At 70.4% G+C, this 19,646-nt stretch carries 17 protein-coding genes and 1 pseudogene; 11 read left to right on the top strand and 7 right to left on the bottom strand.

Annotated elements, in window-relative coordinates; genetic code table 11:
* Positions 1 to 26: 26 nt before the first annotated feature.
* Both FPZ47_RS15940 and gcvT read right to left on the bottom strand, forming a co-directional pair.
* Positions 27 to 1,133, bottom strand: coding sequence for a branched-chain amino acid aminotransferase (locus tag FPZ47_RS15940; RefSeq protein ID WP_144952646.1), 1,107 nt, complete (start codon positions 1,131 to 1,133; stop codon positions 27 to 29).
* Between the two features lie 58 nt (positions 1,134 to 1,191).
* A complete protein-coding gene (gene gcvT / locus FPZ47_RS15935; RefSeq protein WP_144952644.1) occupies positions 1,192 to 2,307 on the bottom strand; it encodes a glycine cleavage system aminomethyltransferase GcvT in 1,116 nt (371 codons plus the stop codon).
* A 72-nt stretch (positions 2,308 to 2,379) separates the two neighbouring features.
* On the opposite strand from gcvT, the gene FPZ47_RS15930 reads away from it, so the two are divergent.
* Positions 2,380 to 3,927: a leucyl aminopeptidase gene (locus FPZ47_RS15930; RefSeq protein ID WP_144952642.1), complete on the top strand. Its 1,548-nt coding sequence runs from the start codon at positions 2,380 to 2,382 to the stop codon at positions 3,925 to 3,927.
* A gap of 526 nt (positions 3,928 to 4,453) precedes the next feature.
* Positions 4,454 to 4,813, top strand: a complete 360-nt coding sequence (locus tag FPZ47_RS15925) for an RNA-binding protein (protein ID WP_144952640.1) — start codon at positions 4,454 to 4,456, stop codon at positions 4,811 to 4,813.
* A 7-nt stretch (positions 4,814 to 4,820) separates the two neighbouring features.
* Here FPZ47_RS15925 and FPZ47_RS15920 read toward each other — a convergent pair whose 3' ends face one another.
* Positions 4,821 to 6,593 (bottom strand): SDR family oxidoreductase, encoded by a 1,773-nt coding sequence (locus tag FPZ47_RS15920; protein WP_144952638.1) that lies wholly within the window; start codon positions 6,591 to 6,593, stop codon positions 4,821 to 4,823.
* A 257-nt stretch (positions 6,594 to 6,850) separates the two neighbouring features.
* Between FPZ47_RS15920 and sucB the strand changes: the two genes are divergently transcribed.
* Genes sucB through FPZ47_RS15895 form a run of 5 tightly spaced genes read left to right on the top strand, consistent with a single transcriptional unit; the run spans position 6,851 to position 11,995 of the window.
* On the top strand, positions 6,851 to 8,605 hold the full coding sequence (sucB, locus tag FPZ47_RS15915) for a 2-oxoglutarate dehydrogenase, E2 component, dihydrolipoamide succinyltransferase (protein WP_144952636.1): 1,755 nt from the start codon (positions 6,851 to 6,853) through the stop codon (positions 8,603 to 8,605).
* A gap of 4 nt (positions 8,606 to 8,609) precedes the next feature.
* Positions 8,610 to 9,533 (top strand): TIGR01777 family oxidoreductase, encoded by a 924-nt coding sequence (locus FPZ47_RS15910; RefSeq protein ID WP_144952634.1) that lies wholly within the window; start codon positions 8,610 to 8,612, stop codon positions 9,531 to 9,533.
* 35 nt (positions 9,534 to 9,568) lie between these two features.
* A complete protein-coding gene (lipB, locus tag FPZ47_RS15905; RefSeq protein WP_144952633.1) occupies positions 9,569 to 10,288 on the top strand; it encodes a lipoyl(octanoyl) transferase LipB in 720 nt (239 codons plus the stop codon).
* Entirely contained in the window at positions 10,285 to 11,217 is a 933-nt protein-coding gene (gene lipA / locus FPZ47_RS15900) for a lipoyl synthase (RefSeq protein WP_144952630.1), read from the top strand. The genes lipB and lipA overlap by 4 nt, the downstream gene beginning before the upstream one ends.
* 25 nt (positions 11,218 to 11,242) lie before the next feature.
* On the top strand, positions 11,243 to 11,995 hold the full coding sequence (locus tag FPZ47_RS15895; protein ID WP_144952628.1) for a DUF4191 domain-containing protein: 753 nt from the start codon (positions 11,243 to 11,245) through the stop codon (positions 11,993 to 11,995).
* Between the two features lie 94 nt (positions 11,996 to 12,089).
* Here FPZ47_RS15895 and FPZ47_RS15890 read toward each other — a convergent pair whose 3' ends face one another.
* Positions 12,090 to 12,512 carry an RDD family protein gene (locus FPZ47_RS15890; RefSeq protein ID WP_144952626.1) on the bottom strand — a complete coding sequence of 141 codons (423 nt, stop codon included), beginning with the start codon at positions 12,510 to 12,512 and terminating at the stop codon, positions 12,090 to 12,092.
* A gap of 210 nt (positions 12,513 to 12,722) precedes the next feature.
* On the opposite strand from FPZ47_RS15890, the gene glnA reads away from it, so the two are divergent.
* The 4 genes from glnA to FPZ47_RS15870 all read left to right on the top strand — a co-directional run bounded on the left by glnA (position 12,723) and on the right by FPZ47_RS15870 (position 17,717).
* Positions 12,723 to 14,162: a type I glutamate--ammonia ligase gene (glnA, locus tag FPZ47_RS15885; protein ID WP_144952624.1), complete on the top strand. Its 1,440-nt coding sequence runs from the start codon at positions 12,723 to 12,725 to the stop codon at positions 14,160 to 14,162.
* Between the two features lie 168 nt (positions 14,163 to 14,330).
* Complete coding sequence (locus FPZ47_RS15880) at positions 14,331 to 14,993, top strand: biliverdin-producing heme oxygenase (RefSeq protein ID WP_168209471.1); 663 nt, start codon at positions 14,331 to 14,333, stop codon at positions 14,991 to 14,993.
* A complete protein-coding gene (locus tag FPZ47_RS15875; protein WP_168209470.1) occupies positions 14,990 to 17,020 on the top strand; it encodes a sensor domain-containing diguanylate cyclase in 2,031 nt (676 codons plus the stop codon). Before FPZ47_RS15880 ends, FPZ47_RS15875 begins: the two co-directional genes overlap by 4 nt.
* 196 nt (positions 17,021 to 17,216) lie before the next feature.
* The gene (locus tag FPZ47_RS15870) at positions 17,217 to 17,717 is read left to right on the top strand and encodes an Rv2253 family sensor-like surface protein (RefSeq protein ID WP_144952618.1); all 501 of its coding nucleotides are present in this window, start codon (positions 17,217 to 17,219) and stop codon (positions 17,715 to 17,717) included.
* 113 nt (positions 17,718 to 17,830) lie between these two features.
* Here FPZ47_RS15870 and FPZ47_RS15865 read toward each other — a convergent pair whose 3' ends face one another.
* The 3 genes and pseudogenes from FPZ47_RS15865 to FPZ47_RS15855 all read right to left on the bottom strand — a co-directional run.
* On the bottom strand, positions 17,831 to 18,691 hold the full coding sequence (locus tag FPZ47_RS15865; protein WP_144952616.1) for a TIGR03619 family F420-dependent LLM class oxidoreductase: 861 nt from the start codon (positions 18,689 to 18,691) through the stop codon (positions 17,831 to 17,833).
* Positions 18,688 to 19,332, bottom strand: coding sequence for a PaaI family thioesterase (locus FPZ47_RS15860; RefSeq protein WP_144952614.1), 645 nt, complete (start codon positions 19,330 to 19,332; stop codon positions 18,688 to 18,690). The genes FPZ47_RS15865 and FPZ47_RS15860 overlap by 4 nt, the downstream gene beginning before the upstream one ends.
* Positions 19,329 to 19,565: pseudogene (locus FPZ47_RS15855) on the bottom strand ([protein-PII] uridylyltransferase family protein); the annotation flags it as partial. The gene FPZ47_RS15860 and the pseudogene FPZ47_RS15855, both read right to left, overlap by 4 nt.
* Positions 19,566 to 19,646 lie beyond the last annotated feature (81 nt).

Genomic DNA, 19,646 nt, shown 5'->3' with positions numbered 1-19,646 from the left:
CGCGGTCACGTTCGGCGGCCATGGGCTCAGCCCAGGCGGGCCATCCAGCCGTGGGTGTCGACGAAGGTGCCGCGCTGGATTCCGGTGAGCGTGTCGCGCAGCGCCATCGTCACCTCGCCGGGCTCGCCGTCGGCGATGGTGAACTCGCCGTCGCCGTACTTGACCCGCGACACCGGCGTGATGACGGCGGCGGTGCCGCAGGCGAAGACCTCGGTGATCTCGCCGGCGGCCGCCTTCTTCTGCCACTCGTCGATGTCGACCTTGCGCTCCTCGACGCTGAAGCCGGCGTCGATTGCCAGCTGCAGCAACGAATCCCGCGTGATACCGGGCAACAGCGAACCGGACAGCTCCGGGGTGACCAGCCGCGCGGAGCCGCCGCTGCCGAAGACGAAGAAGATGTTCATCCCGCCCATCTCCTCGACGAAGCGTCGCTCGACGGCGTCCAGCCACACCACCTGGTCGCAGCCGTTGTCGGCGGCTTCCACCTGGGCCAGCAGCGAGGCGGCGTAGTTGCCGCCGAACTTGGCCGCGCCGGTGCCGCCCGGGCACGCCCGGACGTACTCCGACGACACCCAGACGCTGACCGGGCTGATGCCGCGCTTGAAGTAGGCGCCGGCCGGGGAGGCGATCAACAGGTAGCGGAACTGCTTGGCCGGCCGCACCCCCAGTCCCGGCTCGGTGGCGATGATGAACGGCCGCAGGTACAACGCCCCTTCCCCGCCGGCCGCGGGCACCCAGGCCTTGTCGACGCCGATGAGCTGACACAGCGAACCCATGAACAGCTCATCGGGCAGTTCGGGCATCGCCAGGCGCCGGGCCGACGAGCGCAACCTGGCGGCGTTGGCCTCGGCACGGAACGACACGATCGAGTCGTCGGCCCACCGATACGCCTTGAGGCCTTCGAACACCTCCTGCGCGTAGTGCAGCACGATCGCCGACGGGTCCAGCTCGATCGGCCCGTACGGGATGAGCCGCGCGTCGTGCCAGCCCCGGCCGTCGGTGTAGTCGATCGACACCATGTGGTCGGTGTGGTATTTGCCGAAACCCGGGTCGGCCAGGATGGATTCGCGTTCCCGGTCGGTCGCCGGATGCGGCGAGCGTGAAACCGTGAATTCAGGGAAACCGCTCGTCATGGCGCCGATTGTATCTCCGGATGCGATGGGGCTTCGGCCGCCGTGAACGCGACCGCGGTTAATGGGTTTTCGCCGCGACGAAAGGCGTTCGCACGACCTCGCATTCGGCGGGGCGGCCACGGAGGTCGACGGTGACGCGCCGACCGTCCTCGATCCCGGCGCCGGTGTCGATCAGCGCCAGCCCGATGCCGGCCTGCAGGGTGGGCGAGAACGTGCCCGAGGTGGTGATCCCGACGGGGGCGTCCCCGGCCAGCACCGTGAGCCCCGGACGCAACACCCCGCGGCCGACCATGCGCAGCCCCCGCAGCAGCCGCCGCGGCCCGGCCGCCTTCTCGGTCAGCAGCGCGTCGCGGCCGAAGAAGGCGGACTTCTGCCAGCCGACCGCCCAGCCGCACCGCGCCTGCAGCGGCGAGATGTCGAGCGAAAGTTCGTGCCCGTGCAGCGGATAGCCCATCTCGGTGCGCAGGGTGTCGCGTGCGCCCAGGCCGGCGGGCTGGCCACCGGCGGCCGTGACCGCCGCGAGCAGCGCGTCGAACACCACCCCCGCCGAATCCCAGGGCGGCAGCAACTCGTAGCCGTGCTCGCCGGTGTAGCCGCTGCGGCAGACCCGCACCGGCACCCCCGCGAAAAAGGCATCGGCGTAGGCCATGTACTCCATGTCGGCGGGCAGGCCCAACTCGCCCAGCACGCCCGCCGACGCGGGCCCCTGCACGGCCAGCACCGCGTAGGCGCGGTGCTGGCCGGTGATCGTCAGGCCGGCCCCCGAACCGGCCTCAGCCGCCGCCCGCAGCGCCGCCACGACGGCGGCGGTGTTGGCGGCGTTGGGTACCAGGAATATCTCGTCGTCGGCGACGTAGTAAGCGATCAGGTCGTCGATGACCCCCCCGGATTCGCTGCAGCACAACGTGTATTGCGCTTTCCCCGGCCCGATGCGGCCCAGGTCGTTGGTGAGCGCGGCGTTGACGAACTCCGCGGCGCCCGGACCGCGGACCAGCGCCTTGCCGAGGTGGCTGACGTCGAACAGGCCGACGGCGTTGCGGGTGGCGTTGTGTTCGCTGACGGTGCCGGCGTAGGACACCGGCATCAGCCAGCCGCCGAATTCGCCGAGGCTGGCGCCCAGCTCCCGATGGCGGTCTTCCAGTGGTCCGTGCAGCAGCTCTGACCCGTCGCTCACGCCATCACACCCTAATCGGCGCCGTCAGGCTGCCGGGCTGAGCCCCACCTCAGGTGACTAGGGTGATTGCCCGTGACCACCGAACCGGGCTACCAGTGCCCCGCCGTCAACGTCGCCACCTCGCTGCCGAAACGCGGCGCGGGTTCCACCGTGCTGCTCGTGCCGGTCGTCTCGACCGGCGAGGAGGACAAGCCGGGGGCGGTCGTGGCGGCGGCCGAGCCGTTCCTGCCCGCCGAGGCGGTCGCCGAGATCGAAGCCGGGCTGCGGGCCCTGGACGCCACCGGCGGCGCCGAACAGGTGCACCGGCTGGTGGTGGGTTCGCTGCCGGTGGCCAGCGTGCTGACGGTCGGACTGGGCAAACCGCGATTGGAGTGGCCGGCCGACAGCGTACGCCGCGCCGCGGGTGTGGCGGCACGCTCCCTGGGCAGAGCCGAGACCGTGCTCACCACCCTGGCAGAGCTGCCCGGCGACGGCGTCTGCTCGGCCGCGGTCGAGGGGCTGATCCTGGGCGGCTACCGGTTCACCGAGTTTCGCAGCGCCAAGACGGCGCCGAAAGACAAAGGGCTGCGCAAGATCACCGTGCTGTCCGGTTCGAAGGACGCCAAGAAGCAGAGTGCGCACGGCGCGGCCGTGGCGACCGCCGTCGCCACGGCACGCGACCTCGTCAACACCCCGCCGAGCCACCTATACCCTGCCGAATTCGCCAAGCGGGCAAAGGCTTTGGGGGAAGCCGTCGGCCTGGACGTGGAGGTGCTCGACGAAAAGGCCCTGTACAAGGCCGGTTACGGTGGGATCATCGGTGTCGGCCAGGGCTCGTCGCGCCCGCCGCGGCTGGTGCGGCTGGTCCACCGGGGGTCGCGGCTGGCCAAGAAACCACAGCAGGCCAAGCGGGTGGCGTTGGTCGGCAAGGGCGTCACCTTCGACACCGGCGGCATCTCGATCAAGCCGGCGGCGTCGATGCACTACATGACCTCGGACATGGGCGGGGCCGCCGCCGTCGTGGCGACCGTGGCCCTGGCCGCGCAGCTGCAACTGCCCATCGACGTGATCGCGACCGTGCCGATGGCCGAGAACATGCCGTCGGCCACCGCGCAGCGCCCGGGCGACGTGCTGACGCAGTACGGCGGGACGACCGTAGAGGTGCTCAACACCGACGCGGAGGGCCGGCTCATCCTGGCCGACGCGATCGTGCGGGCCTGCGAGGACAAGCCCGACTACCTGATCGAGACGTCCACGCTGACCGGCGCGCAGACGGTGGCGCTGGGCTCGCGTATCCCCGGGGTGATGGGCAGCGACGAGTTCCGTGACCGCGTCGCGGGTATCTCGCAGCGGGTCGGGGAGAACGGCTGGCCGATGCCGCTGCCCGACGAGCTCAAGGAGGAGCTGAAGTCCACGGTGGCCGACCTGGCCAACGTCAGCGGCCAGCGGTTCGCCGGCATGCTGGTGGCCGGGGTGTTCCTGCGCGAGTTCGTCGCCGACGGGGTGGCGTGGGCGCACATCGACGTGGCCGGTCCGGCCTACAACACCGGCAGCCCGTGGGGGTACAGCCCCAAGGGCGCCACGGGCGTGCCGACCCGCACGCTGTGCGCGGTGCTCGAGGACATCTGCGACAAGGGCTAGCTGCGCCGGTCACCGCGTCAGCAGCGAGATCACCGCGCGGCTCATCGTGCGCCGCGGCGGGCCGGGCCAACAGATTGGCCAGTCGCACCGCCTCGGCGGTGCCAAGTGTGCGCGGCGGCCGCACCATCGGGCGCACCCGGGGGAAATGCCAACATCGCGCCCAGCGGCGGCGACTTGATCGGTTGCCAGAATTCAACCGCGCGCCAACAGTTTTCGCCGTCGGCGTAGTCGCGGCGCGCCAGTTCGGTCGCGGTGCGGGCGGGGTCGCGGACGATGATCGGCGGGTCGTCGTCACCCCCGCCGCGGGCGTGTACCACCACCGTCGGCGTGCGCGACCAGCGCAGCCCGTGCTGCCCGGATGATCACGGCACATCCTTTCGCTGCCCGGTTCTCGCCGACGGGACCCGCGCCGGCGGGAGTCACGCCGCCCATCCGGCGACTTCCGGGGGCCAACTCCGGGTTTACCGGCGGCCTACAACGGCTAACCACGTAGCGATTTCATCCGCTGACGACGAGAGGCGAGATCGTGACGGTGCGACGGTTGATCATCGGAGCAGGCGCCGTGCTGCTGCTGGCCGGCGTGATCGGTTTGCTGGTGCCGGTCACCATCTCCGACACGAACGGCAACTCCATCGGGTGCGGAAACGCTCTGGCAGCAAACACGCAGAGCGCCCGCAACGCGACCCAGGCCACCAACAACCAGACGGGGGCGAACCTCCCGGTGGTCGGTCAGTTCGCGCAGCATTCGCCCGACTACGTCGCCCAGTGCCAGTCGTCGGTGGGCGGCCGGCGCGCGTGGACGATACCGCTGACCGTGGTCGGTGTCCTGGCCGTCGCCGGCGCGCTGCTGATGCGGCGGTCCGAGGGCGCGGCCCCGTCCGTCTAGGACGTCCTCAGATCACCCGCAGCCGTGCGGTGCTGCGCAGCGCCTGCGGCGCGAACCGGGAGATCGCGTAGAACGCATAGGCTTCTGGCGCGACCGGGCGGATCGGCTTGTTCTTCCTGGTCGACGACAGGATCGCGTTGGCGACGTTCTCGGGTCCGTAGTGCCGGAGCGCGAACAGCATCCCCAGTTGTCCGCGCCGACCGTCGACCTGCTCCCCCTTGCCCGTGGGCGCGTCGATGCGGGTGGTCTTGATGATGTTGGTGTTGATGACCCCGGGGCAGATCGTGGTCAACCCGACGCCGGCGGCGTCGAGTTCGGCCCGCAGGCAGTCGGAGAACATGAAGGCCGCCGCCTTGGAGCTGCAGTAGGCGCTCAGCGACTGCAACGGGGAGTAGGAGGCCATCGACGCCACGTTGACGATGTGCCCGCCGGTGCCGCGTTCGACCAACCGCCGCGCGAAGGACCGGCAGCCGTTGACCACGCCGCCGAAGTTGACGTCCATCACGCGGTCGAACTCCTCGGCGGGGGTGTCCAGGAAGCCGCCCGCGTGCCCGATGCCGGCGTTGTTGACGACGATGTCGGGGACGCCGTGTTCGGCGGTGACCCGCTCGGCGAACGCCTCGACCGCGTCGCCGTCGGACACGTCGAGCACATAGCTGTGCGCGACGCCGCCGCGCGCGGCGATCTCCGCCGCGGTGTCCTTGACGGACGCCTCGTCGATGTCGCTGATGACGAGCTCGGCGCCGCGGGCGGCGAAGGCGAACGCGGTCTCCCTGCCGATCCCGCTGCCGGCTCCGCTGACCGCGACCAGGGTGTCGCCGAAGTCGCCGCGGGGGCGGCCGACCTGCGCGCGCAGCAGGGCCCGTCCGGGCTGCCGACCTTCGGCCAGGTCGGCGAAGTCGTGCACCGCCGCCGCCATCACCTGCGGGTGCGACATCGGGGAGAAGTGGCCGGCCCGGATGTCACGGCGCCACAGCCGCGGCACCCAGCGCACGGCGTCGTCGTAGCCGTAGGGCCGCACGTAGCGGTCTTTGGTGTTGACGATGAGCTGCACCGGCACGTCGACCACCGGGATCGGCCGCTTGCGGGTGAACGACCGGAAATAGTTGGCGCGGTAGGTCTTCACCGAGCGGGCGGCGTCGGCGGCCAGCTTCGCGGAGTGATGGATCTTGTCGTCGGGGATGCCGTCGACCAGGTGGCGCCGGACCGCCCTGCTCGTCAGCGCCAGCCGCAGCACCAGCGGCGCCAGCAGCGGTACGGAGAAGAACGCCATATAGGTCAGCCGCAGCGCCTGGCTGAGCGCGCGCGCGAAAGCCCGCGGGCGCCACGGCCGCCGCAGGCCCCCGAAGATATACGCGGCGAGCTGATCCTGGCTGGGGCCCGACACCGACGTGAACGAGGCGACCCGGTCGCCCGCACCCGGGCGGCTCAGGTACTCCCACACGCCCACCGAGCCCCAGTCGTGGGCCAGGACGTGCACGGGCCGTCCGGGGCACAGCGCGCCGGTGACCGCGGCGAAGTCGTCGGCGAAGCGCTCCATGGTGTACTCGGAGGCCGCCTTGGGCGCCGACGAGGCGCCCACCCCCCGGTTGTCGTACCGGATGACGCGGAACCGCTCGGCCAGCAGCGGCACGACACCGTCCCACAACACGTGCGAGTCGGGAAAGCCGTGCACCAGGACGACGGTCGGGCCCTCGCGGTTGCCCCCGTCGTAGGCCGCGATGCGCACCCCGTCCCCGCTGTCGACGAAATGCCGGACTACCTGCTGTGTTGACGCCATCTGACCTCCGCCACCCCGATGAGCTCTGACTGCCCCTGCCTGGCACCGCGACCAGCAGTGGCCACACCGTAGCAAGCGGGTCGACGGTCGCCCCGGCATCGACGCGCGGCCGCCCTGGGTGTGTGCCGGTCCCGGGGCGATGACAAGATAGCGACTGGACAGTCCCGACGACCTGGTTTCCCCGGCGGTACACCACCGCGCGGTGAGTCGGACGTCGACCTGCGCCGACCCACGAGCGATTCGAGGAGTCAGAAGAGATGGCCTTCTCCGTCCAGATGCCGGCACTCGGTGAGAGCGTCACCGAGGGGACGGTCACGCGCTGGCTCAAACAGGAAGGCGACACGGTCGAAGTCGACGAGCCCCTCGTCGAGGTGTCCACCGACAAGGTCGACACTGAAATCCCTTCCCCGGCGGCCGGGGTGCTCACGAAGATCGTCGCCCACGAAGACGACACCGTCGAGGTGGGCGCCGAGCTGGCCGTCATCGGCGACGCCTCCGACGACGCCGGGGCGGGCGCGCGGGCGCCCAGCCGGCCGGAGCCCGAGGTGCAACCCGAACCCGAACCCGCGGCACCTGCGCAACCGCAGGCCGCGCAACCCGCGCAGGCGTCCGGCGACGCCACCCCGGTGCTGATGCCCGAGCTCGGCGAGTCGGTTGCCGAAGGCATGGTCACCCGCTGGCTGAAGAAGGTCGGCGATTCGGTGGAGGTCGACGAGCCGCTGGTGGAGGTGTCCACCGACAAGGTCGACACCGAGATCCCGTCACCGGTCGCCGGGGTCCTGGTCAGCATCACCGCCCAGGAGGACGCCACGGTTCCGGTCGGCGGCGAGTTGGCCCGGATCGGCTCGGGGACCGGCGCCACGACCGCACCCAGCACGCCGGCGCGGCCCGAGCCCACACCCGAACCCACGCCCCAGCCCCAAGCCGAGCCGAAGCCGGAGCCCAAGGCGCAGCCGAAGCCCGAGCCCAAGCCGGAACCGGAACCGGCGCCCAAAGCCGAACCGGCACCGGCCCGGCCCGCCGCGGAGTCGCAGGGCGAGGCGACGCCGTACGTCACCCCGTTGGTGCGGAAGCTGGCCCACGAGAACGACATCGACCTGACCGCGGTCACCGGGACCGGCGTGGGCGGCCGGATCCGCAAGCAGGACGTGCTGGCCGCCGCGGAGCGCAAGCAGCAGCCCGCCGAGCCGGCCACGGAAGCGCCCCCGGCCGCCCCTCCCGCCGGCGCGCAAAAAGCGGCCGTGGACTTCGGACGGGCCGCACCCACCCCGGCGCCCGCGCTGGCGCACCTGCGCGGCACCACGCAGAAGGCCGGCCGCATCCGGCAGCTCACCGCCGCCAAGACCCGGGAATCCCTGCAGGCCACGGCCCAGCTCACCCAGACCCACGAGGTCGACATGACCAGGATCGTCGGGCTGCGGTCGCGGGCCAAGGCGGCGTTCGCCGAGCGCGAAGGGGTGAACCTGACCTACCTGCCGTTCATCGCCCGCGCGGTGATCGACGCGCTGAAGACTCACCCCAACATCAACGCCAGCTACAACGAGGACACCAAGGAGATCACCTACTACGACGCCGAGCACCTGGGCTTCGCCGTCGACACCGAGCAGGGCCTGCTCTCCCCCGTGATCCACAACGCCGGCGACCTGTCCCTGGCCGGACTGGCCCGCGCGATCGCCGACATCGCCGCGCGCGCCCGTTCGGGCGATCTCAAACCCGACGAGTTGTCCGGCGGCACCTTCACGATCACCAACATCGGCAGCCAGGGCGCGTTGTTCGACACCCCGATCCTGGTTCCGCCCCAGGCCGCGATGCTGGGCACCGGGGCCATCGTCAAGCGGCCCCGGGTGATCGTCGACGAATTCGGCAACGAGTCGATCGGAGTCCGCTCGGTCTGCTATCTGCCGCTGACCTACGACCACCGGCTCATCGACGGGGCCGACGCCGGACGTTTCCTCACCACGATCAAGAACCGGCTCGAAGAGGGAGCGTTCGAGGCCGACCTGGGGCTGTGAGAGCGTGGCACGGGCTGGCGACAAGGGCGTTGTCGCGATCGCGGGTTCGTCCGGCCTGATCGGCTCCGCGCTGGCCGCCGCGCTGCGCGCCGCCGACCACCGGGTGTTGCGCATCGTGCGCCGCGCACCGGCGAATTCCGAAGAGCTGCACTGGAATCCGAACAGCGGCGAGTTCGATCCCGACGCGCTGAGCGAGGTCGACGCCCTGGTCAACCTGTGCGGGGTGAGCATCGACCGACGGCGCTGGTCGGGGGCGTTCAAGCAAAGCCTGCGGGACAGCCGCATCACTCCGACCGAGGTGCTGGCCAAGGCCGCCGCCGACGCCGGCGTCGAAACGCTGGTCAATGCCAGCGCGGTGGGGTATTACGGGGACACCCGGGACCGGGTGGTCGACGAGAACGCCCGGGCGGGAAGCGGATTCCTGGCCCAGCTGTGCCAGGACTGGGAGGCCGCCACGCTGCCGGCCCAGTACGGCGGGGTCCGTGTCGTGCTGGCCCGCACCGGGGTGGTGCTGGGTGCGGCGAGCCAGGCGCTGCGCAGGATGCGGCCGCTGTTCTCGTTCGGCCTGGGCGCCCGCCTGGGCAGCGGCCGTCAGTACATGTCGTGGATCAGCCTCGAGGACGAGGTCCGCGCCCTGCTGTTCGCGATCTCGCAGCGCGCGCTGTCCGGCCCGGTGAACATGACCGGGCCGGCGCCGGTGACCAACGCCGAGTTCACCACCGCGTTCGGCCGTGCGGTCAACCGTCCCACCCCGCTGGTGCTGCCCGGTGTGGCGGTGCGCGCCGCGCTCGGCGAGTTCGCCGACGAGGCGCTGCTCATCGGTCAACGCGCCATCCCCGGCGCGCTCGAGCAGGCCGGTTTCCAGTTCCACCACAACACGATCGGCGAGGCGCTCGACTACGCCACCGCCCGGCGGGAACGCGACTAGATTCGCGGCGGCACCGGGGGTGTACCGTCGCCACCGTGACCGCACCCCTCAGGTCATCCATCAGGGCCGAGCCGACCCCCATCGACGTCCGCCGGCTGGGCACGGTGGACTACCGCACCGCCTGGCAGCTGCAGCGCGACCTGGCCGACGCCCGGGTCGCCGGCGGCCGCGACGCACTGCTGCTGCTGGAGCACCCACCGGTGTACACCGCGGGGCGGCGCACCGAGCCGCACGAGCGGCCGGTGAGCGGCGCGGGCGTCGCCGAGGTCATAGACACCGACCGCGGCGGCAAGATCACCTGGCATGGCCCGGGCCAGCTGGTCGGCTACCCGATCGTCGGGCTGGCCGAACCGCTCGACGTCGTCAATTACGTTCGGCGGCTCGAGGAATCCCTGATCAAGGTGTGCTCAGACGTCGGCCTGGAAACCGTCCGCGTCCAGGGCCGCTCGGGCGTGTGGGTGCCCGGCGACGCCGCACGTCCCGCGCGCAAGATCGCCGCCGTCGGCGTGCGGGTGTCCCGCGCGACAACGCTGCACGGGTTCGCGCTCAACTGTGACTGCGACCTGGGCGCGTTCGGCGCGATCGTGCCGTGCGGCATCAGCGACGCCGGGGTGACGTCGTTGTCGGCCGAACTGGGACGTACGGTGGGCGTCGACGACGTGAGCGCGGCGGTGGCCGTCGCCGTGTGCGACGCCCTGGACGGTGTCCTGCCGGTGCGGGACCATCCGGTCGCCCGCGTAGCATCGGTGATGTGACTGTCGCACCCGAAGGCCGCAAACTGCTGCGGCTCGAGGTACGCAATGCCGAGACCCCGATCGAGCGCAAGCCGCCGTGGATCAGGGTCCGCGCCCGGATGGGACCCGAGTACACCCAGCTCAAGGCCCTGGTTCGGCGGGAGGGTCTGCACACGGTCTGCGAGGAGGCCGGCTGCCCCAACATCTTCGAATGCTGGGAGGACCGGGAAGCCACCTTCCTGATCGGCGGTGACCAGTGCACGCGGCGCTGCGACTTCTGCCAGATCGACACCGGCCGACCGGCCGAACTGGACCGCGACGAGCCCCGCCGGGTCGCCGACAGCGTGCGGACGATGGGCCTGCGCTACGCCACCGTCACCGGCGTCGCCCGCGACGACCTGCCCGACGGCGGGGCCTGGCTGTACGCCGCCACGGTGCGTGCCATCAAGGATCTCAACCCGTCGACCGGGGTCGAGCTGTTGATCCCCGACTTCAACGGCGACCCCGCGCGACTGGCGGAGGTCTTCGAGTCCCACCCGGAGGTGCTGGCCCACAACGTCGAAACGGTGCCCCGGGTCTTCAAGCGGGTCCGGCCGGCGTTCACCTACCGGCGCAGCCTGGACGTGCTGACCGCGGCGCGCGAGGCCGGCCTGGTCACCAAGAGCAACCTCATCCTCGGCCTGGGCGAGACCCCCGACGAGGTGCGCACCGCCCTGGCCGACCTGCAGGACGCCGGCTGCGACATCGTCACGATCACCCAGTACCTGCGGCCGTCGGCGCGCCACCACCCCGTCGACCGCTGGGTGCGGCCCGAGGAGTTCACCGAATTCGCCCGTCACGCCGAGGAATTGGGCTTCTCCGGGGTGCTGGCCGGGCCGCTGGTGCGCTCGTCCTACCGGGCGGGACGCCTCTATGAGCAGGCCGCCCGCGGCCGCGCCTCGGCACCCTGACCGGCACCGCATATCCTTGGTGATTATGGCTAAATCCCGCAGTGCCGCCGAGAACAAGGCCGCCAGGGCCCAGGCGCAGGCCGCCCGCAAGGCCGCCGCCAAGGAGCGCCGCGCCCAGCTATGGCAGGCGTTCAACATTCAGCGCCAGGAGGACAAGCGGCTGCTGCCGTACATGATCGGCGCCTTCGCGCTGATCGTGGGCGCCGCGGTGGCCGTCGGCCTCTGGGCCGGTGGGCTCACCATGCTCACCCTGATCCCGCTGGGTGTGCTGCTCGGCGGGTTGGCCACGTTCATCATCTTCAGCCGCCGGGCGCAGAGATCGGTGTACAGCAAAGCCGAGGGCCAGGCGGGTGCCGCGGCGTGGGTGCTGGACAACCTGCGCGGCAAGTGGCGGGTGACCCCCGGCGTCGCCGCGACGGGCCACTTCGACGCGGTGCACCGGGTGCTCGGCCGGCCCGGCGTCATCCTGGTCGGCGAGGGATCTGCGGCCAGGGTCAAACCGCTGCTGGCCCAGGAGAAGAAGCGGCACGCGAGGCTGGTCGGCGACGTGCCGATCTACGACATCGTCGTCGGCAACGGGGAGGGCGAAGTGCCCCTGGCCAAGCTGGAGCGCCACCTGACCCGGCTGCCGGCCAACATCACCGTCAAGCAGATGGACACCCTGGAGTCGCGGATGGCCGCGCTCGGATCGCGGGCCGGCGCCGGGGTCATGCCCAAGGGCCCACTGCCCAACTCCGGCAAGATGCGCGGTGTGCAGCGCACGGTGCGCCGCCGGTAAGCGGCGCAGCCGGGCGCAGCGGGTCGCCGCCGTCGGATCCAGCGGCGATCGCAAGCGCGGCGCAGCCGGGCGCAGCGGGTCGCCGCCATCAGACTCAGCGCCGCACCACCGCCGTGCCCGTCACTCGGTCGTGGAGGCCGCGGCCGTCGAAGTCGGTGAACAGCGCGGGGATGACCATCGCGACGAGCAGCCCCCGCACGGCCAGCCGCACGACACCCACCGGCAGTCGTCCGTCCACCGCTGCCACGCCCAGGCCCAGCGTCAGCTGGCCGGGGGTGGAACCGAACAGCCGCACCGCCACCACCCCGAGCACGAACCAGATGACCAGCACCGCGGTCGCCAGACTGCGCTGGGACAGCAGGCCGAAAGTCAGTGCCAGCGCCGCCAGGCCGTAAGCGATCAGCCAGTCGATCAGCAGCGCGGCGAGGCGGCGTCCCATCGGCGCCAGCGAACCCGGCCCGCTGTCGGGCAGGCCGAGCGCCTCGCCCGGGTAGGTGGATCGCGATCCGGGCGTCATCGGAGCCGGCCGCGGCTCGGCTCCCCTGCACGCGGACGCGAGGGTACGGTGTGCATGGCCCCACAATAGAGCCCTCGGCGCCTACCGCCGACCCGGCCGCTTTGGCAAGCGGCATGGTCACTTAACGTGCGCGCAACACGGGGTTGACCGGCGGGCAACATCCGGTCCATAGCGTCAGGCCGCGGATTTCACCAAGTAAAGGAGCATTCTGTGACAGAAACGACGACGCCCGACGACATCTTCAAACTCGTCAAGGACGAGAACGTCGAGTTCGTCGACGTCCGGTTCTGTGACCTGCCAGGCATCATGCAGCACTTCACGATTCCGGTGTCGTTCTTCGACGAGAGCGTTTTCGAGGACGGGCTGGCCTTCGACGGCTCCTCGATTCGCGGATTCCAGTCGATTCACGAATCGGACATGCTGCTCCTGCCCGACCCCGCGACGGCGCAAGTCGACCTGTTCACTGAAGCCAAGACGCTGAACCTCAACTTCTTCGTGCACGATCCGTTCACCCTCGAGGCGTATTCGCGCGACCCGCGCAACGTTGCCCGCAAGGCCGAGAACTATTTGATCAGCACCGGTGTGGCCGACACCGCCTACTTCGGCGCCGAGGCCGAGTTCTACATCTTCGACTCGATCAGCTTCGACTCGCGCATCAACGGCTCGTTCTACGAGATCGACGCGATCTCGGGGTGGTGGAACACCGGCTCGCCCAACGAACTCGACGGCAGCCCCAACCGCGGCTACAAGGTCCGCCCCAAGGGTGGGTACTTTCCGGTCGCGCCCACCGACCACTACGTCGACCTGCGCAGCAAGATGCTGCAGAACCTCATCACGGCTGGCTTCACCCTGGAGAAGGGCCACCACGAGGTGGGCACCGGCGGTCAGGCCGAGATCAACTACAAGTTCAACACGCTGCTGCACGCCGCCGACGACATGCAGCTGTACAAGTACATCGTCAAGCAAACCGCGTGGCAGGCCGGCAAGACCGTTACCTTCATGCCCAAGCCGCTGTTCGGTGACAACGGCTCCGGGATGCACACCCACCAGTCGCTGTGGAAGGACGGCAATCCGCTCATGTACGACGAGACGGGCTACGCCGGTCTGTCGGACACCGCGCGCCACTACATCGGCGGCCTGCTGCACCACGCCCCGTCGCTGCTGGCGTTCACCAACCCCACGGTGAACTCCTACAAGCGGCTGGTTCCCGGGTTCGAGGCGCCGATCAACCTGGTCTACAGCCAGCGCAACCGCTCGGCGTGTGTCCGCATCCCGATCACGGGCACCAACCCGAAGGCCAAGCGCCTGGAGTTCCGCTGCCCCGACTCGTCGGGCAACCCGTACCTGGCGTTCTCGGCCATGCTGATGGCCGGCCTGGACGGCATCAAGAACAAGATCGAGCCGCAGGCGCCGGTCGACAAGGACCTCTACGAGTTGCCGCCCGAAGAGGCCGCCAACATCCCGCAGGCGCCCACCCAGCTGTCCGCGGTGATCGACCGTCTGGAAGAAGACCACGAATACCTCACCGAGGGCGGCGTTTTCACGCCCGACCTGATCGAGACGTGGATCAGCTTCAAGCGCGAGAACGAGATCCTGCCGGTCCAGGTGCGGCCGCATCCCTACGAGTTCGCCCTGTACTACGACGTGTAAGTACTACGAGGTGTAAGCACTACGACGTGTAAGCACTACGACGTGTAAGGACGGGTAAGCGGATCGTCGGACCGGTGCCGGGCTCACTCAGATTTCCAGATAGTCGAGTGCGCCCGCATCCGACTCGTCGTGCCCCGCCGGCAGGACACGATGCTCTATCCTGCGGGGGTGGATCGTGCACGTGAGCGCGGGCCCGGCGCCGGTTGGCCGCGGTCCGGCCGACCGGGCCTTTCGCAGACCCTGCGGGACCGCACGGCCCAGGCGCACCGCACCGCCGAGGCGACCATGCCGTTCGAATCCGGCCGCCCGGATGCGTCGGAGTATCTGGGCGTGCTCACGGGCTTGCTGACCTTCCATACCGTGGTGGCGGAATTCAGCCGGGCGACGGTCGCCAAAGAGCTGGACCCGGACGTGACCCTGCTGAGCCGGCTGCCGGCGTTGCGCGCAGACATCAGGCTGATGTCTCAGCAGGTGCCGACCGCGGCTGCTGAGGAACGCGTTTTTCCGGGCGGGCCCGTCTTGGCGCATCGGCTGCGCGGCGGGCGCGAGGAGAGGATCGGCGCGGCCTACGTCGCGGCCGGATCGGTGCTCGGCGGCCGTGTGATCGCTGCGAACCTCGCCGCGTCCGGGTGCGGCGACTTTCCGCGATCCTTTTTCGCCTCCGACGGTCTCGAACTCGGCCGGCTCTGGCGTCGCTTCACGACCGCTGTGGATGTCTTCGGCGAATCCGGAGCCGACCCCGCCCGTGTCGTCGAGGGCGCGCTGGCCGCTTTCGCGTTGATCAGCGACATCATGCGCGCACCGGATGCCTCGCCGGTGACGACCCGGTGACCGCCCACGCGCATCCGAGCCCGGATGTCCCACTCGACTGCGCGAGTGAGCAACTGCACCTGTCCGGCCGCATTCAAGCCCACGGAGCGCTGGTCGCCGCCGACCTGCGGGACGGCCGCATCACGTATGCCAGCGCCAACACCGCCGAGTTGATCGGGGCGCGGCCGGATCAGCTGTTCGATTCGCCGGTGCTCGACATCTTCGCCCCCCGGGAACAGCAGCGGCTCGAGCAGGCGATCGCGGAGACGGGCTACCGGCCGTCGTCGCCCGATCTCTATGGAATGCGCCCGGCAGCTGCATTCGACGGCAAGACCGACGTGATGCTTCATCGCGTCGGCGGGCAGGTCGTCATCGAGATCGAGAGGGCACACGAGGACGAGCAGGCCAATCTCGTCCCGGTTCTGCATGCCTCACAGACGGTCGGCGAGGCGACGAGCGTGTCCGAAATCGAGGCGGCCGTTGCGAGCGCGGTGCGCGCGCTGACCGGACTGGACCGCGCGATGGTCTACCTGTTCCATGACGACGAGCACGGGGAGGTCGTCGCCGAGGATCGTCTCCCGGGACTGGTCGAGTACCTCGGGCATCACTTTCCGGCGAGCGATATTCCGCTTCAGGCCCGCCGGATTTACACCCGCCAGGCCTCGCGTTTCATCCCCGACGCCGACGAAGGCGACGTCGCCGTGATCGCGTCGCCGCGCATGGCCGGCGCGAGTCTTGACCTGAGCGGCGCCGCGCTGCGCAGCGTTTCGCCGTTTCACCTCGAGTACATGCGCAATATGAGGACCGCGGCGAGCGTTTCGTTCTCGATGGCCGACGGTTCCCGGCTGACCAGGCTTGTCACATGCACATCTGCAAGCCCGCGCTGGCTCTCGCGCGCGAGGCGCAGGTCGTGCGAACTCCTGGTCCGGCAGGCAAGGCTCCAACTCGCTGCGGCCGAGCAGATTTCCAGACTCAACGAGGCGGCCGACCGCCAATCCATCCGGACCCGGCTACGGGCAGCGATGCACAGCGCGCCCGCTGTCGCCGACGGGCTCACGTCGGCCCCCGCCGAGCTGCTGGCGCTCTGCCGGGCCGACGGGGCAGCCGCCTGTGCGGACGGGCAATATCGGGCGGTTGGCGCAGCACCGTCCGAGGAGGCCGTGCGCAGGCTCGTGGGCGAAATCCGCGCCGCACATTCTGCGGGCGCGCCCTGGGCCACCGACCGCCTGGAGCCATCGACAGCAGAGGTTCTCGGCGCGGCCGGCTGCTTGTTCGTCGCGCTCGGCGGGCCGGAGGACTTCGTGGTCTGGTTCCGGCGAGACCGTCCGCAGCAGCTCCGCTGGCTGGGGGATCCGCACACCCACTACACGGGATCGATCCATCCGAGAAAGTCGTTCGATACCTGGGTGGAGCGGGTCAGCGGCTCCGGTGCGAGCTGGACAGACGCCGACCTGCAGGCGGCACAACTGCTCGTCCACGACGTCGAATCGGCCCAGCTGGGCCGGGCCCAGGCGAAACTGGCCCACCTCAGCCTGCACGACCCGCTGACGGGGCTACCAAATCGCCGCCATCTGAGCAGCGTGATGGCCGCCATGCTGGCGCGAGCAACGCCGAGCGAACCGGTGGCCGCCATCTTCATCGATCTCGACCGCTTCAAGGAAGTCAACGACGCGTACGGGCACGACGCCGGCGACTGCGTGCTGCGCGAGGCCGCGCGCCGCATTGCCGAGGTGATCCGCGCCCGGGGTGATGTCGTGTGGCGGCCGGATGGTGAAAACCCGCCCACGGTGCGGCTCGGCGGCGACGAGTTCGTCGTGCTGCTGCCGGGGGCAGATGACGAGGGCGCCGCACAGGTGGCCGACCGGATCCGCCAGTCACTGCTCGAGCCGATAGCCATCGGCCCAGACCTGCAGCTGACCATCGGCGCGGCGGTCGGCGTGGCACTGGCGGCAGAGCCAGCAGAACCGCGCGATCTGCTCAGACGCGCCGACGCCGCCATGTACGAAGACAAGCGGCGGCGCCCACGGCCCGCCCAAGGATTCGAATGACCACACTGGCCATCGGTCAGGTGTCGAGCCCAGTCGCCGGGTGAGCCCGCCCGGCCCGTCCTTGTCGAGCGTCGTTCGTGCGCCGGTATGTCACCATCTCCGGGCCTTTGCGCCAGGATCTTGTACCGGCGCCGGCGCGCATAACAAAATCGCGCATACCAGAATGTGAACGGGCCATGGACCCGGAGGAGAACCGATGATCCCACCAGGTGCGAGCAGTCTCGCGGGTATTTGCGCCGCGTCGCTCGCGATCGCCCTGCCGCTCTCCCCGTCCGCCGGGGCGGATCCCCCGTCGTGGAACGGCAGGTACGCGATCACATTCATGGTCGGCCCGAAGTCCGGGACCAGCCTGGCGGCCGGCGATCCCGAGGAGCAGCACACCGAGGTCTATACGTTCCGCTCGAGCTGCACGGGCGCCAAGTGCACCGCCACGATCGTCGGCGGCCCGCCGCCGAGCAACCCGACGGTTCCGCAACCGGTGCAGTTCACCTGGGACGGCTCGTCCTGGACACAGGTCAGCGATTTCCAGTGGGACTGCATGCTGCCCGACACCACGATTCAATGGAGTCCGGCCCACGCCACGGTGCGCTACACGCCCCAACCCGACGGCTCGCTTTCCGGCACCATGCACACCGAGATCTCCAGCGGCCCGTGTCAGGGCACGATCGAGATGAACATGACCGCCGAGCGCGTGTGAAAGTACGCTCGACCGCCTGAATTCAAGGAGCCCTCCGCGAGACATCAACCACTGCGAACCGCGCCGGCGTGTCGTCGCAACCGGTTATGTGTCGCGCCGGCGGGGCGACGCACCTACCCGTCGAGCCCCAGGTCCTTGCGGAAGCGCCGCATGCCGTCGATCTTGTCTGCCAGCGAGGCGTCGGGGCCCGCGTAGAACATCCACGGCATGGTGATGATGCCGGTGATGCCGGCGTCTTCGGCGCGCTGGTAATCGGCGGGGGCGAACGCGTCGGTGAGCGGGGTGAGGATCGTGAAATCATCCATCGACAAACCGTTTTCGGCACGCAGTTCGCGCAGCCGCCCGACCGCCTCGACGGCGCGGTCGGTGTTGATCAAATCGCCGATCCAGCCGTCGTTGCGCGCGGCGCGGCGCAGGGCGGCGTCGCTGAGCCCGCCGGCGTAGACCGGGATCGGTGGCGGCGTCGGCTGCATCTCCAGCCGCGGCGTCGCATAGAACTCGCCGTCGAATTCCGTCCAGCCCGGCTGCCACAGCGCCCGCATCAACGCGATCATCTCGTCGGTGCGCTTGCCGCGGGCCTCGAACCGCTCGCCCATCAGGGCGAATTCCTCCCGGCACCAGCCGACACCGATGCCCAGTTCCACCCGACCCGACGCCAGAACCGCCGCCGTGCCAATGGCTTTGGCCGCCGAGTAGGGGTTGCGCATCGCCGGGATGTAGACGGTCGTCACGAAGCGCAGCCGGGTGGTGACCTGGGCCAGGGCGCCGACGAGCACCCAGGGATCGGGCCAGTCGGTGAACGGCTGCCAGCGCCGCTGCCCGTCCTTGGTGTAGGGGTACGGGGTGTCCAGGGTTTCCAGGTTGACGACGTGGTCGGGGATCCCCATCCCGTCGTAGCCGAGTTCGTCGGCGACCCTGGCGATCTCGACGATCTCGCGGGTGTTCAGGAAGGCGCTGCTGACGTAGAACCTCATTGCGCGTCCCGCGCCCACGCCGGCTCGATGAACACGCCTTCGGCCTCCACGGTGACACCCGCGGCATCCGAAATAGTACCGCGCGCAAACACTTTGACGCGCTCCCTGCCCTCGATCCAGGCCTCGCAGCGCAGCGGACCCAGCGGGGTGCCCCGCAGGTACTTCACGGTGATGGTCCCGGTGAAGCGCGGCTTGGACAACCCCTCGCTGGCCGCCTCGCCGAGCATATGGTCGAGCACCAGGGCGCTCACCCCGCCGTGCACCAGGTTGGGCGGGCCCTCGTAGGCCGACCCGAGGACGAACTCGCTCCAGCAGCGCCCGCCGCCCTCGTGGTGGACGACGACCGGCGGGGCGACCGGGTTGCACACGCCGACCGCGGCGTTGCCCAGCGGCAGTGCCCGGCCGTCGACCCGGTAGCTGACCCCGGCGGGCCGGGTCCGTTGCCGCAGCGACGCGGTCACCGCCTCGATCGCGGATCGCGCGCCGACGACGACGTCCTCGTCGGCCTCGGTCCGGATGGTGGCGTCGACGAGTTCCCGCACGGCGTCGGCCAGTGGCGCGTAGAGCGCCGTGACCCGGTCGGCTTCCGTCGCGCTGAGAACCTCGAATATGGCGTCCAACGCGCCGGCCTCCTGACTCAACTCCCGAACACCTTGCGCACGACCGCCTTCGCCCGCCGCGTCACCCGAAGATAGTTGTCCAGGAATTCGCCGCCGTCGTCGGTCGGCCATCCCGCGGCGACGGCGACCGCGTTGAGCTGGCGTCCGGGCCCCGGCAGCTGGTCGGTGGGCTTGCCGCGGACCAGCACCAAGGCGTTGCGCGCGCGGGTGGCGGTCAGCCACGCCTGGCGCAGCAGGTCCACGTCGTGGGGGGGGGGGGGGGGGGGGGGGGGGGGCGCCGCGCGGGGGGGGGGGGGGGGGGGGGGGTGGGGGGGGGGGGGGGGGGGGTGGGGGGG

The organism is Mycobacterium helveticum (assembly GCF_007714205.1).
GTDB lineage: Bacteria > Actinomycetota > Actinomycetes > Mycobacteriales > Mycobacteriaceae > Mycobacterium > Mycobacterium helveticum.
This window is presented reverse-complemented; position numbering and strand designations above follow the sequence as displayed.